Consider the following 14015-nt stretch of genomic DNA (forward strand, 5'->3'; position numbering starts at 1 on the left):
TTTGTTTTTTTTATTTTTGGAACAATCGCAAAAACGGGATGGGCTCCCGTTTTCAATAAACCCGGCGGCTGCGCTGCCGGTACAAGTCACCAAGCGCAATTTCAGGCAAATAGGCGATCGCTTTTTCGGTTGGCACACTAACGTTTGCTAGCCTTACGAAGAGGAATTTTCACGGAAACAGCATTAGGAACTGGCTGTGGGCACCGCACGGAGCACACGGCGGAAAAGATTGTAGTATGCATCATTTACCCCCATTGATCACCGACCTGGCCCTGATGTTGGGTGCGGCCGCAATAATAACCCTGCTGTTTAAGTGGATGAAGCAGCCGCTGGTATTGGGTTATATCATCGCGGGTATTTTGGTGAGCCCCAATTTTCGATTTACACCATCCATCCTGGAAGTAAGCGATGTGCAGGTTTGGGCCGAGTTCGGGGTAATCTTTTTGCTGTTTAGCCTAGGCCTTGAGTTTAGTTTTAAAAAACTGGTACAAGTCGGCGGCTCATCTTCCGTAGCGGCCAGCATGGAAGCCATCGGTATGATGGCGCTCGGTTACGGCACCGGGCAGTTGATGGGCTGGAGCACCATGGATTCCATTTTCCTGGGTGCCGTTCTGGCGGTTTCTTCCACCACCATCATCATCAAAGCCATCGACGAACTTAATTTAAAAAAGAAAAAATTCGCATCGCTGGTATTCGGGATCCTGATCGTAGAAGACATCATTGCCATCGGCATCCTGGTGTTGTTGTCCACTTTTGCCACCACCCAATCTTTTTTTAGCGTTGAAACCGGCTTGTCCATTTTAAAGCTGGTGTTCTTTATGATCCTTTGGTTTGTTGCCGGCATTTTTTTCATTCCAACCCTGTTGAAAAAAGCCCGGCACCTGATGAATGATGAGATCCTGCTCATCGTGTCGTTGGCCATGTGCCTGCTGATGGTGTTTCTTGCATCCCATGCTGGTTTTTCGGCAGCACTCGGTGCTTTTGTGATGGGCTCGCTGCTGGCGGAAACGACCAAGGCTGAAAAAATTGAACACTTGGTAGCGCCGGTGAAAGACCTGTTCGGCGCCGTCTTTTTTGTGTCGGTGGGTATGATGATCAACCTGAGTGTGATCGGTGAATACATCGTTCCGATTCTGATCATAACAGTTGTTTGTATTGTTGGTAAAATCATCACGACGGGGCTGGGTGCCTTTATATCCGGCAACACGCTGAAAGTATCGTTGCAAACTGGCATGAGCCTGGCGCAGATCGGCGAGTTTTCGTTTATCATTGCATCGCTAGGTGTGGCGCTGAATGTAACTTCTGATTTTCTTTACCCTACTATCGTTGCGGTATCAGGCATCACCACGTTTACCACGCCGTATTTAATTAAATGGAGCACACCATTTTTTAATTGGATCGATAAAAGATTGCCGGATAAAGTAAAGTTTTCACTTGCCAAGTATAGTTCCGAAGCACAAACCATTTCGGCGGTGAGCGACTGGCAACAAGTAGTGCGGTCGTTTATCATCAACCTGGTGGTGTTTTCAGTATTGCTGACCGCCATCATTTACCTTTCTTCGGAAGTGTTGCTGCCGTTTGTCAGCGAATATTTTGAAGACCGCATTGGCGCCGTTTCTGCATCGAGTTTAACGCTGCTCTTAATGGCACCGTTTTTATGGGCGCTAACGGTACGCAACGAACAAACAGAGTCGTTTGCCCGCATCTTCAGCCAGCAGCAATACCGCGGTCCCATCTGGATCATGCGCGGCGTGAAATTGGCACTGGCGCTATTCTTTATCCTGTTCGTACTCAACCTGTTTTTCGATATCACCATCGCACTGGTCGCGGCATTCATCATGGTTGTTTTGTTCGCCGTTTTTCGCAGAAAAATACAGGTACTGTACGACCGCCTCGAACGCCGTTTTATTGCCAACCTAAATGACCGCGAACTGCAACAGGAACTGATGGAAATGCAGCAGGCAGCCAGTATCCGCAACGTGGCATTGGCGCCGTGGGATGCGCACCTCACCACATTTGAAATTGCGCCGGAGTCGCCAGTGATTGGCAAAACGCTGGAAGAACTGCGCTGGCGCGAACAGATTGGCGTGAACGTGGCCATGATCAAACGCGGCCAGATTACGATTGTGGTACCGCAGCGGCACGAACGCATTTTTCCGTGCGACCGCCTGTTTGTGATCTGTACCGATGCACAAGCCATTAAAATGAACGCCGTGCTCCGTCCCGACCGTAAGACTTCAGAAAACTTCCGCGACGCGGAAGTCGAGCTCGATAAATTTACCATCGAACCCGACTCGCCATTTTTAGACAAAACAATCCGCGAATCAGGTTTGCGCAGCGCCACAAACGGCTTGGTCGTCGGCATTGAACGGAACGGTGTACGGATATTGAACCCCGAATCAACGATTACATTCGAGCTGGGCGATGTGGTTTGGATTGTGGGCGAAAAGCAATTGCTGGAAAAAGTGACGTGAGGGTGAATGGTCAATCGTGAATAGGGATTGAATTATTTGCTGCAAGTTTTTCCGCCTGATGGAATAATTTTTAGAATTTAATTGCCTTAGATCGCAGACCAACTAATTAATACAATCGTACTCTATAAAATGCCGGGAACCAACCCGGCATTTTATATAAAACAATATTCAGTGCTAAACCCAAAAAGGCTAGCAAAATCGCATCAAACATTCACTCCTCACCACTACCCATTCACCGCTACACTGCAAATGAAGTTCCGCAGCCGCATGTCGTCGAAGCGTTCGGATTTTTGAAGGTAAAGCCGCGGCTGTTGAGCCCGCCCTGCCAGTCTATCTGCATACCAAACAGGTACATTTCATGGGCCTTTTCCATTACAAACTGGAGGCCTTCAAAATTATATTCGCTGTCCCGCTCTGTTTTTTCGTCAAAACCCAGCACGTAAGACATTCCCGAACAACCACCGCCTTTTACACCCACACGCAGGGAATTTTTCGGATCGAAGCCAGGTTCGCTCATCAGGCGCTTTAATTCGGCTATCGCAGATTCGGTAAAACTTACCGGTGTTTCAATCGTGGTTTCCATACTGCAAATTTACCCAGCAGGGCCAAAACAATGTCATAAAAATGTGCTTTTACTGTTTTCTTACATTTGCGCCACAATCATTGGTATGAACGAATCGATCCTTGCAATAGCACTTGCCGCAGTGGCGCTGGTGTTTTCCATCGTTGCCTTTATTACGGCACGCCGCGGCGCCGCCCAGCCCCCTGTCCTGCCTGCTGAAAAATACGAAGCCACCCCACTGAAGCTGGGCGCCTACGAGCGGCTGGTGCTGCTGGCCGAACGCATTGCGTTGCCCAACCTGGTGAGCCGCCTCAACCATCCCGGTGCCACGGCCCGGGAGATGCAGGCCGTGCTGATCGACAATATCCGCCAGGAGTACGAGTATAACGCATCGCAGCAGGTGTACGTTAGCCCCGAAGCGTGGGACGCCATCCGCAACCTGCGCGACCAGAATATGCTCATCATCAACCAGATCGCTGCCATTTTACCCGCCGATGCCAAGGGCAGCGACCTCAATAAACAAGTGCTGGAAGTGGTGATGGCCCAAAATGAAAAGGCGCTCCATACCATTGTGTTGGATGCACTGAATTTTGAAGCAAAAAAACTGATGAAGTAAACAGGAATGCAGTAATTGCTGTAGGCTTGTTCAAGCTAATCATTGAAACCATATCATGATAGAGGGAATGCCGGCTATTTAGGTGCATTCCCTTTTTATAGTACTGCCGCTGTCGGATGGAAAGGCCTGCAAATGCGCTTATCTTTCGGGCCGCTATTTTCCCTATAATTTTGTCTCTATTGTTTTGCCAATGATCAAGAAAATTTTTACCGACGCCGGTATTGAAATAAAACAAACCTATACAGCCGCCGATGTTCCGGCCAGTGCAGCCGAGCAGCCAGGACAATTTCCCTACACCCGAGGCGTTCAGCCCGATATGTATCGCGGCCGCTTGTGGACCATGCGCCAATACGCAGGATTTTCAACCGCCGAAGAAAGCAACAAAAGATACCGCTACCTGTTGCAACAGGGTGTAATGGGCTTAAGTGTTGCCTTTGACCTGCCCACGCAAATCGGCTACGACAGCGACCATGCGCTGGCCGAAGGCGAAGTAGGAAAAGTGGGCGTGGCCATCGATTCGCTGGAAGACATGGAGGCCTTGTTTAAAGGCATCAAACTGCAGGAAGTGAGCACCTCGATGACCATCAACGCCACTGCATTTATTTTGCTTTCATTTTATGTGGCATTGGCGAAAAAACAAGGCGCCGACTTGTCGCAGATTTCGGGCACCATTCAAAACGATATTTTAAAAGAATACGCAGCCCGCGGCACCTACATTTACCCGCCCAAGCCATCCATGCGCATCATCACCGATATTTTTGAATGGTGCAGCAAGGAGTTGCCAAAGTGGAATACCATTTCTATTTCAGGCTACCATATTCGCGAAGCTGGAAGTACGGCGGTGCAGGAAGTTGCCTTTACACTGGCTAACGGTAAAGCATACGTGGAAGCTGCTTTGCAAAAAGGCCTCGACATTAATGTGTTTGGCAAGCGACTGTCATTTTTCTTCAATGCCCACAATAACTTGTTTGAAGAAGTGGCAAAGTTTCGTGCAGCCCGCAGCATGTGGGCACACATCATGAAGGGCCTTGGCGCCACCGACCCAAAAGCGATGATGTTGCGTTTTCATACACAAACCGGCGGTAGCACTTTAACGGCACAACAACCGCTGAACAACATTGCAAGGGTTACGGTACAATCACTTGCTGCAGTGCTGGGCGGCACCCAAAGCCTGCATACCAATGGTTATGATGAAGCGCTGAGTTTACCTACCGAAGAAGCGGCCCGTATTGCGCTGCGCACCCAACAAATTGTGGCTTTTGAAAGTGGTACACCGGACACGGTCGACCCGCTGGCCGGCTCCTATTTTGTAGAGGCGCTGACTGCCGAAATTGCCCAAAAAGCTACTGAACTGATGGAGCAAATAGATACCATGGGCGGTGCGGTTTCGGCCATCGAAAATGGGTTTATGCAGGATGAAATTGCCCGCAGCGCCTACCACTACCAACGCCAGATCGAAACCGGCGAAAAGATCATTGTAGGTGTCAACAAATTTGTTGTTGAGGAAACGAACTCGGTGCCGGTATTTAGGGTTGACGACAGCATTAGATCGGCCCAACAGGAAAAGCTGCAGGCATTGCGCCAGCGCAGGGACGATGAAGCAGTGCAACTGTGCCTTCAACAAATTAAGCAATGCGTGGAAAGTGGTGAAAACCTGATGCCTGCGGTAATTGAAGCGGCAGAAGCTTATTGTACGTTAGGCGAAATTGCAGATGTGTTGCGTGGTGTGTATGGAGAATACCGTTAAATAACATGATGATAGGTTATAAAAGAATAGCCCGCATTTTTAAATGCGGGCTATTCTTTTTTGGCTACTGCTAAATAGTTTGAATGAGGAACGCTCTGTGTAATACTTGAATACTAAAATTTAGATATAGACTACCACATTTCGGCCAATCCAAAAGAGGAGCACCAACCATAAACACAGTTTTGCAAACAATGGATGATACAACAACTTAGGCCTCTGCGTGCCATTTGTTTTTACAAAAATCACTATCGCATATACCACCAACGGCACTGCGCAAACAAGGAGTGGGTTAAATTGAAATGCTTCAAGTACATCGCCGTGCAAAAGTGCCGATAAGCCACGCTGCGACCCGCAGCCGGGACAAAGCAAACCGGTAAGCTGGTGAAACGGGCATACAGGAAAACCGCCTTTGCGGGCATCAACAAAAAAATACAGCAGCAGCAAAACTATTGTCGCTGCTGCTAAAGCAAAGCTTTTGATGTGGCGGCTATTCATTAATAATCATAATCTTGCTGGCTGGCCCAAAACGCGGTGGCGCCAAATGCAAATACGGCAATGATGTACAGCGCAATTACCCCGATGCCCACCCAAAATCCAATCTTTGTCCATTTCCCTGCTTCCTGTGAAGCCTTCAATGCGCCATTGTAATCGCCGGATGTATAACGAGAATTGACCTGCGCAGCATTGATGATGCCAACGATGCCGAACGGCATGCAACAAAAAATAGTAACCAATATCGACTCCAGCAGCCAGTTTTTGGGTTGCGACTGTGGCAGCTGATTGGAGTATTGTTCCATAAACAGTGGTTTAGTTTGGTATGAATATAAATCCGGGAAGTAAGGTCACCAAAATATGCACACAGTTTTTTCCTTCTACGATACAGTTGCGAACAAACGTGATGGCAAAATGTGTCGGAAAAGGTCAATACCCGCAACTACACTTAAATATTTCGTGGTCTTAAACTTCAAGAATGGGCACCAAATGGCCTGATATTTTATTTACTTTATATTCAATAAAAATCGGCCCAATCATATGAAACCACTTCAAACGATAACCGATCCGGTTTTTGTACAAAAACAGCATTACGACCGCCTCGATCGCTTTTTCCTGAACCTCATCCGCGATGAACGGGATCTTCCGTTTATTCACCTAACGTTGAAGATTACCATTACGCTGATCCCGCTGGCCATCCTCCTTTATATGCCCTTCGTTACCGGATGGGTTTGGTGGCTCATTGCGTTGGCATATGCCTATTTCAATAATATTGTTTTCAAAGGGCCGTTCGGGCTTATGCTTCATTGCACTAGTCACCGGGTGCTCTTTAATAAAAACGTTGGTTGGCTCAATAATTACCTCCCTTGGGTTATAGCGCCGTTCTTTGGCCATTCGCCGGAAACTTATTACACCCACCACATTGGCATGCACCACGCTGAGAACAACCTGGAAGAAGATGAGAGCAGCACCATGCCTTACCAACGCGATTCTTTAAAAGATTTTGGACTTTACTTCGGTCAGTTCCTCTTTACCGGCGTGTACCATCTCTGTATGTATTTTTTTCGAAAAAAAAGAAAGCGGCTATTATACCGGTCTGTGCGTGGCGAGATCTTATTCATCCTGTTTTGCATAGCACTTTCCTTCGTCAACTGGTTGGCTACGTTGTGGGTGTTTATCATTCCGTTTTTGTTGTACCGGCTCATAGCGATGATGGGCAACTGGGCACAGCATGCGTTTATAGATCCGGCCGACCCGGGCAATGCATATAAAAACAGCATTACCTGCATCAATACAAAATACAACCACAAATGCTGGAACGATGGCTACCACATCAGCCACCACGAACGGCAAACCATGCACTGGACGGAACACCCAAAACATTTTTTACAAACACTGGATCGATATGTGTCCAATAAGGCCATTGTGTTCGACGGCATCCATTTCCTGCATGTGTATTTTTGGCTCATGCGCAAACGCTACGATTTGCTTGCACGGCATTTTGTAAACATCGGAAATCAATATGGCAGCGATGAAGAAGTGATGCGGTTTTTAAAAAGCAGAACGCAAAAGCTTTCGTTTGCAGAACCTGGCTTTGCGCCTGCATGAATATCTTGGCACGGTGCAATAATGAAATGGAATGTTCAATTGTGATTGGGAAATGTGGCGTGAATTAGCACGTCGACGTTATATCGGTGCTGAAAGCGAATAATATTTTACTGTAGCTAGTAGCATTGCTATTCAACGCCCCAAGGAATAAGGTTTATGTATTTGAACGCATTACATATAACAAAGCACTAAACCGCTTGAACAAACGCTTTCTTAACTACCGGCCAGCAGCGATATACCGGATAAAATAACGCTGGCCCCTTTTATAGCAGCTATATATGTATTAATTTGCAGCCATCCCTTTTTACCATAAACCAACCTGGGTGGAAACTACACAGCTTCAACACCGAAACACCGTATGGACTTTTTACAAACATGCACCAATAACAACACATAAAGAAAACAGCAAGATCTTAAATCAAATTACCTGGCTGTTCATTTTTTCCGGCATCCTTTTACGCCTGTTTCATTTTTTCGACAACCGCTCGTTATGGACCGATGAAATTTATCTTTCGGTCAGCATCATCAAGATGAACTACGTGGAACTGGCCGCACCCCTGCTCGACTATGAACAAAAAGCACCACTCGGCTTTTTGTGGCTGGTGCGCACCGCAGTGGTCTTTTTTGGTAAAGGCGAAATGGCCTTACGGCTTGTGCCGTTGCTGGCCGGCATCGCTTCGCTCCTGTTGTTCCTTCCGTTGTGCAGGCAGTTCCTGAAACCAATGGGTGTAGCGGTTGCTATTGCCATTATGGCGTTAGCACCACCGCTCATTTATCATTCGGTGGAAATAAAACAGTATGGATTTGACATGCTCGTAACCATCGTTGCGCTGCAGCTTTATTTCCGTTACCGGCACCGCACCGATATTCAATCTTTGCTATTGTGGGGCGTGTTTGGCGGGCTGTTGTACTGGTTTTCGTTTACTGCGCCATTTGTGTTGACGCCCATAGCAATCGCCGTTGCGTTGTACGACATGGTGAAAAGAGATTGGAACCGTTTGCTACTTTGCGTTATTCCATTCGGCATCTGGATGGCCAGTTTTGCAGTGAATTATCTGCTCTTTACCCGCGGTCATTCGGATGATGGATGGCTGGTTACGTTTTTTAAATATTACGGCGGCTTCATGCCGTTCCCGCCCACTTCGGCCAACGACATCAGCTGGTTTGTACAAACTCCTTACAAGATGTTGTTTTACCCATTGGGCTTGTTGTGGAATGCAAACCCAATCAGCCAGCCTTTGTTGCGAGCCGTGTTGCAGGTGCCGATCGTGGGCATGTTGCCGCTGGTTGTGGGCATTATTTCGTTTGCGTGGCAACGTAAAGGATGGTTCATTATTCTGGCCTTCCCGTTTTTATTTCACCTGCTTGCGTCTGCATTGGAACTATATCCTTTTTCGGAAAGGTTTTTAGTGTATGCTGCACCATTTTTGCTCCTATTCATCGGTCGTGGCAGCGACAGCGTTGCCAGCTTTTTTTCGCCAAAATCTGCTTTGCGTTTTGCACTGCCGCTTTTGGTATTGATCGGGCCATTGGCTGGTGCAGCCATGCAGGTGGCAACGCCGGCATATTTGGGTGGTTATAAAAATTCCAGTCAACGAGCAGCGTTTGCTTATGTGCAGCAGCTTTACCAGCAAGGTGATGGTGTGTATGTTTATTGGAACATGGCCCACACTTACCAATACTACAAACCTGCCTACAATTTAAAATATAGTGCAGTGATTGGAAAGGACTACCGATGGGAAGCCAGCAACACGCAAGAATATCTAGGCAAAGTTGTAACGGATATCAGCCAGCAGAAAGCAGCCGGACGAATCTGGATCATTTACAACAACGACCTGGATATTGACATTGGCGATGACATTACAAAATTGCCCAAGTGGTACAGTGCCGAAGTAAAAGGCGGCGACAGTTTGCGGTCAACATTGTCGGCTATCGGCAGCGAACTGGACCACAAAAGCATGCGTGATGCGAGTGTGAGCCTGTTTCAACTGAACGATCAATAATAATAAGCTAACCAAGATCTTGAGATGCTTGCAGCCGTTTGCTGTAAGCAATACACTTGCGGTTTCAGGTATTTGTGCCGTTAGTTTTTTTTCGCTTTTCATAAAATTGCACCAACCATGCAAGACACCCACCAACCTACGAAGAAAGCAATTTTACTTTCCCAAACTTCGCTGCCCTACCCGAACCTACCCCACCAAAAGAGCGGAAGCGGAAATTTGCTGATTTGGATATTCATTTTTTCCGGCATCGCATTGCGCCTGTTTCATTATTTCGATAATCGTTCGCTATGGGTGGATGAAGTTTATCTATCCAGCAGCCTGATCCGGATGAACTACCTGGAACTGATGGCGCCTGCACTTGATTATGAGCAGAAAGCACCGATTGGATTTTTATGGCTGGTGCGCACTGCAGTAATGTTGTTTGGTAAAAGTGAAATGGCGCTACGCCTGGTGCCGTTGCTGGCGGGCATCGCCTCCCTCCTCTTGTTCCTCCCGTTGTGCAGGCAGTTCCTGAAACCATTGGGTGTAGCGGTTGCTATTGGCATTATGGCATTGGCACCACCGCTCATTTACCATTCGGTCGAAATAAAACAATACAGCATGGAGTTGCTGGCTACAGTGTTGCTGCTCCTGTTTTATGCCAAATGGCAACATCGCCACGACCTGAAAGGGCTTATAGTTTGGGGCCTTTGTGGCGCAGCAGTCGTATGGTTTTCCTATGCTTCCATTTTTATTTTAATGGGGATGGCTGGCGCTATGGCCTTGCATGCTTTGCTCAACAGGCGTTGGCCGCACCTGGTGCAGGCTACTGTGCTCGGTACATTTTGGCTGGCTAGTTTTGCGCTGAATTATTTTCTGTTTACCAACAAATATGCAGACTCTGAATGGCTGGTCACCTGGTTTGCTAAAGAAGGCGGGTTTATGCCGTTGCCACCTAAAAACATGAACGATGTCAAGTGGTACGCCACCATTTTATCCAAAGTGTTTTATTACCCGATGGGCCTTTGGTGGAAAGCAACGATGGTGGACAATAGGTTGCTGCAGTTGGCATCCAAACTTCCGCTCGTTCCGCTTCTAGTGATCATCCCTGGATTCATTGCCGTATTCAAGCAATCGCGGCAACTGTTTTGGGTGTTGACATTGCCGCTGCTGCTCACATTGGCTGCATCGGTTGTGAAAGTCTATCCGTTTTACGAAAGACTGCTGGTGTTCCTGGCGCCACTATTGATCCTTTTCATAGCCTATGGTGTGGTATATCTTACTGAACGATTCCGCATTTTGCAAAAAGCGCCTTACTTATTACCGATAGCCGTACTGGCGGTGCCGGTAACGATGTCAACTGCGCAAGCTACCAACACAGCACTGTTCGGCGATTACAAAAAAGCTTACCACCGCGAAACATTGGCGTATATCAATGACCGTTTCCAACCGGGTGATGTGGTATATGTGTATTGGAACGTGCAGCACACTTACCGTTATTACCAAGAAGCTTACCCTTTAAAATTTGACGCAGTGGAGGGATTAGATGTCCGTTTTATTTCCGCGGATCCGCAGGCATATTTCCGCAACCTGGCTCCTGAATTTGCTGCGTTGAAAGGCAATAAAAGAGTGTGGGTTATCTACAACAAATTTTACGACCTGAAAATTGGCGACTTTGTTGATCAGCCACCCTATTACCTGCCAAATATCGGGCTGTTGAATGATCGTGGCATACATGATGCATTTAAATCGATGGGCAGAGAAGTTGATGCTTACAAAACTGTCGATGTGAATGTGTATTTATTCGACCTTTCGCAACCGAAATAATGTTGTTCGACGTTTTAGCGCTTTTAAATGTAAAGGGAGCAGTTCGCTTTCAATTAAACCCTGGCCTTTTTAAACAACACTAAAACGAATAGCGACTGGTGAACAGATATTTTTTCGGGGCAATTAAATTGTAGTCCGTTCCGGGATTAATTCAATCGAATTAATAAAATAATAAAGCTATCCCTTAGCTTTTTTAGTCCTACTGCTATTACAAAATAGAAATGGCGTTTGATTATTCTACTTTTTAGTCTAACAATCAAACGCCATTTCTTTTACCCAATAAAAAAAGCGGCTGGTATCACTACCAACCGCCCGTTTTTTCCAAGTCTTTTCAGCAGCAGGTGCCGCTTAATCATTTACTGGATGTGGTTATTCATACTGGAATGATTGCTTGAGGAACCAGTTCAGTCCCGGAATATCGATGTAAATCAACAGCATCAGGATCACAATAAACGCCACCACGTACAGCATGAACCTTTTTTCGCGGTGCAGCTTTTCGGGGCCTTGTACCACTGAATCTTTGCGCAGGCCAATTTTGAGGTACCATGCAAAAAGCAGTGCAAAGAAAGGGAAGCTGATGAGTAGTTCAATGCGGTGTTTGATGAGGAAGATACCGAGGAAGAATGCCGATGTCAGTGCATAAAAGAACATCGAAATCAGCAGGCTTTCTTCAGTGTAATATTTGAACGATTTGCGGTACAGGCCTGCACGTTCAGGATCGTTGATAAAACGATACTCTGCAAAACGCTTGGTTGCCATCAGGAACGCACCACCCATCCAGTACGCCAGGATGATACTGCTCGGAGGAATGATCACCCACGAAAAATCGCTGAGCGAACTGGGCAGAAACGCGGCAGGTACAAAGATGAACCAGCCAAGCGCCAGGCGGATCGGGTTGTTTACCGACTCGGACAGTACATCAAGATAAACCCGCTCCTTGGTACGGAACGGACGCACATTGTACATCACACCCATGAACAGCAGGAACGCTTCAATGATGAGGAACGGAAACGAAATAAAGTAAGCAAGTGAAAGTCCCATCACCACCAGTGCCGCGTATTGCAGGTACACATAGGTAGGTTTCAGTTCACTTACAACCGCAGTCCGCTTGCTTTTCAGCGGATGAAAACGGTCAAATTCAGCATCCAAAAATTCGTTGATCACATAGTTGGCCGAAGCGATCATACAGGTAGATGCAACGCCGAAAATGATCTTTACCAACAGATTGAGGTCGAGTGCCGGATTGTACACAAGAAACGCAAACAACATCCCGGGAAGCATAAAAATGTTCTTAAACCAGTGGTCCAGCCGGGCAATGCGAATGTAGTCCTTGAGTTTTGCAGGCTGCAACAGTACCTGCTCTGCTACCGGGTCCACATTGTTGTGCGCTAGTGTTTGATTCATACGTAAGGTTTTATGGTTTGGTGTTTAATTGCTGCTCCAACACGGGGTAAAAAGCAGCGCTATCATCGGTTTTCGTATCAATTAGCAAATAAGGCATCCCGGCATTGCGGGCACAAAGCCCGTCACGCTCATCACGGTCGCCAATAAACAGGCACTCATCTACAGCCACACCCATTTGCTCCGCTATATACAGCAGGCCCTTTGGGTGGGGTTTAAACTTGTCGATCTGCGGATCGGTGGAGCTAACCACAAGATCAGCAGTTAAGTTCATGGCAGCTAGTTTGTCGTGGGCTTTGTAATCCGAGTAAATGGCGGTTTTGATACCCATCCGGCGCAAGCTTGTGAAAAAGCTGTTGATGCCCGGATATGCACACCTGCTGAGGTATTGATTGGGGTGCGTAAAAATCCATTTATCGGTTACCTTCCGGACATCATCTGTGGTTACCTTCTGACCATCGGCACACCACGCGTACTGACTATTTTCCAGATCGGTGCAATCCTCAGTATTTCTATGTTCTCGTTCAGAACGGAACTTTTGTAAAATCAGCAGCTCTTTGTAGCGCCACGGCCGGAGCATGTAATACCCGAGCAGATCGCGCAACATCCATTTCCTAAGTTTGGCCTGAGCGTACAGTGTTCCGTCAACGTCAAAAATTACCAGTTTGATCTTAGACCAATTCAGTGAATGCGAGTCACCTTGCATGAAATTTTCGTAAATAGGGTGATCAGTAAAATACGGCTATTCGGTAGGATGATTGGAAACGCTGGATATCAATAGGATGTAGACTTAGCAGAGTGCGAATATATGGCAGGAATGCCAAAACGTCAAAGTTATCAAAATATTACCCACAGATATAAAAAGCGCTTATGCATAAACTTGAGTAAGCGACCGCCTAAATACTCAGCAGTAAAGTTTCCTTTTTTTTACTGTTTTGTATAAAAAAAGCAATGAATCTGAGTGGGCGCCAGAAAATTGAGATGCGCATGAGTAAACGTTATCTAAAAAATCTCCCTATAGAGTTGAATTCAAATTGAGCTATCAATCTGCGCCAACGGTATATTTTTAAAAACTTGTCGGAAGTTCGAGTTACAATGCCCCATTTGTTGGAGCACTTTTAATTGCAAAATAAAGACACTATTTTAACTGAGGCATTTTCGACCACCCGAAGTTCACTAGCTACTCAATCGGTTTTGTCAAGTCTTTTTTTAAATGAATCAATAACCGCGAAAGACAACTGAACGTACAGAACAACACTTCACCAAACTGTCAACGACGTACTCATTTGCTCCATTTTAAACAATA

At 46.7% G+C, this 14015-nt stretch carries 11 protein-coding genes; 6 read left to right on the forward strand and 5 right to left on the reverse strand.

The features are described 5' to 3' along the window. Positions 1-236 precede the first annotated feature (236 nt). A complete protein-coding gene (locus DRJ53_RS03505; RefSeq protein WP_114234166.1) occupies positions 237-2474 on the forward strand; it encodes a cation:proton antiporter domain-containing protein in 2238 nt (745 codons plus the stop codon). Between the two features lie 238 nt (positions 2475-2712). On the opposite strand, the gene DRJ53_RS03510 is transcribed toward DRJ53_RS03505, so the two are convergent. Further along, a complete protein-coding gene (locus tag DRJ53_RS03510; protein ID WP_114234167.1) occupies positions 2713-3057 on the reverse strand; it encodes a HesB/IscA family protein in 345 nt (114 codons plus the stop codon). An 85-nt stretch (positions 3058-3142) separates the two neighbouring features. Between DRJ53_RS03510 and DRJ53_RS03515 the strand changes: the two genes are divergently transcribed. Continuing rightward, positions 3143-3652 carry a DUF7935 family protein gene (locus tag DRJ53_RS03515; protein WP_114234168.1) on the forward strand — a complete coding sequence of 170 codons (510 nt, stop codon included), beginning with the start codon at positions 3143-3145 and terminating at the stop codon, positions 3650-3652. A gap of 190 nt (positions 3653-3842) precedes the next feature. Continuing rightward, positions 3843-5399 carry an acyl-CoA mutase large subunit family protein gene (locus DRJ53_RS03520; RefSeq protein WP_114234169.1) on the forward strand — a complete coding sequence of 519 codons (1557 nt, stop codon included), beginning with the start codon at positions 3843-3845 and terminating at the stop codon, positions 5397-5399. A 120-nt stretch (positions 5400-5519) separates the two neighbouring features. On the opposite strand, the gene DRJ53_RS21855 is transcribed toward DRJ53_RS03520, so the two are convergent. Together DRJ53_RS21855 and DRJ53_RS03530 are read right to left on the reverse strand one after the other, a co-directional pair. Further along, positions 5520-5894, reverse strand: coding sequence for a DUF2752 domain-containing protein (locus tag DRJ53_RS21855; protein WP_114234170.1), 375 nt, complete (start codon positions 5892-5894; stop codon positions 5520-5522). Beyond that, positions 5894-6196 (reverse strand): CD225/dispanin family protein, encoded by a 303-nt coding sequence (locus DRJ53_RS03530; RefSeq protein WP_114234171.1) that lies wholly within the window; start codon positions 6194-6196, stop codon positions 5894-5896. The genes DRJ53_RS21855 and DRJ53_RS03530 overlap by 1 nt, the downstream gene beginning before the upstream one ends. A 235-nt stretch (positions 6197-6431) precedes the next feature. Between DRJ53_RS03530 and DRJ53_RS03535 the strand changes: the two genes are divergently transcribed. The 3 genes from DRJ53_RS03535 to DRJ53_RS03545 all read left to right on the forward strand — a co-directional run bounded on the left by DRJ53_RS03535 (position 6432) and on the right by DRJ53_RS03545 (position 11308). Further along, positions 6432-7499 (forward strand): fatty acid desaturase family protein, encoded by a 1068-nt coding sequence (locus DRJ53_RS03535; protein WP_114234172.1) that lies wholly within the window; start codon positions 6432-6434, stop codon positions 7497-7499. Positions 7500-7822: 323 nt separating this feature from the next. After that, on the forward strand, positions 7823-9502 hold the full coding sequence (locus DRJ53_RS03540) for a glycosyltransferase family 39 protein (RefSeq protein WP_114234173.1): 1680 nt from the start codon (positions 7823-7825) through the stop codon (positions 9500-9502). Positions 9503-9619: 117 nt separating this feature from the next. Continuing rightward, positions 9620-11308: a glycosyltransferase family 39 protein gene (locus tag DRJ53_RS03545; protein WP_114234174.1), complete on the forward strand. Its 1689-nt coding sequence runs from the start codon at positions 9620-9622 to the stop codon at positions 11306-11308. Positions 11309-11677: 369 nt separating this feature from the next. On the opposite strand, the gene DRJ53_RS03550 is transcribed toward DRJ53_RS03545, so the two are convergent. Together DRJ53_RS03550 and DRJ53_RS03555 are read right to left on the reverse strand one after the other, a co-directional pair. Next, positions 11678-12712, reverse strand: a complete 1035-nt coding sequence (locus DRJ53_RS03550; RefSeq protein ID WP_114234175.1) for a UbiA prenyltransferase family protein — start codon at positions 12710-12712, stop codon at positions 11678-11680. Between the two features lie 10 nt (positions 12713-12722). Continuing rightward, complete coding sequence (locus tag DRJ53_RS03555; protein ID WP_114234176.1) at positions 12723-13415, reverse strand: HAD family hydrolase; 693 nt, start codon at positions 13413-13415, stop codon at positions 12723-12725. Positions 13416-14015 lie beyond the last annotated feature (600 nt).

The sequence above is a fragment of the Paracnuella aquatica genome (assembly GCF_003332885.2).
GTDB classification, from domain to species: domain Bacteria; phylum Bacteroidota; class Bacteroidia; order Chitinophagales; family Chitinophagaceae; genus Flavisolibacter; species Flavisolibacter aquaticus.

Bases quoted from the DNA above. Each gene is read 5' to 3' on its own strand.
- DRJ53_RS03555 (WP_114234176.1), bottom strand. From the start codon at position 13,415: ATGCAAGGTGACTCGCATTCACTGAATTGGTCTAAGATCAAACTGGTA.
- DRJ53_RS03520 (WP_114234169.1), top strand. From the start codon at position 3,843: ATGATCAAGAAAATTTTTACCGACGCCGGTATTGAAATAAAACAAACC.
- DRJ53_RS03550 (WP_114234175.1), bottom strand. From the start codon at position 12,712: ATGAATCAAACACTAGCGCACAACAATGTGGACCCGGTAGCAGAGCAG.
- DRJ53_RS03510 (WP_114234167.1), bottom strand. From the start codon at position 3,057: ATGGAAACCACGATTGAAACACCGGTAAGTTTTACCGAATCTGCGATA.
- DRJ53_RS03505 (WP_114234166.1), top strand. From the start codon at position 237: ATGCATCATTTACCCCCATTGATCACCGACCTGGCCCTGATGTTGGGT.
- DRJ53_RS03515 (WP_114234168.1), top strand. From the start codon at position 3,143: ATGAACGAATCGATCCTTGCAATAGCACTTGCCGCAGTGGCGCTGGTG.
- DRJ53_RS21855 (WP_114234170.1), bottom strand. From the start codon at position 5,894: ATGAATAGCCGCCACATCAAAAGCTTTGCTTTAGCAGCAGCGACAATA.
- DRJ53_RS03530 (WP_114234171.1), bottom strand. From the start codon at position 6,196: ATGGAACAATACTCCAATCAGCTGCCACAGTCGCAACCCAAAAACTGG.
- DRJ53_RS03545 (WP_114234174.1), top strand. From the start codon at position 9,620: ATGCAAGACACCCACCAACCTACGAAGAAAGCAATTTTACTTTCCCAA.
- DRJ53_RS03535 (WP_114234172.1), top strand. From the start codon at position 6,432: ATGAAACCACTTCAAACGATAACCGATCCGGTTTTTGTACAAAAACAG.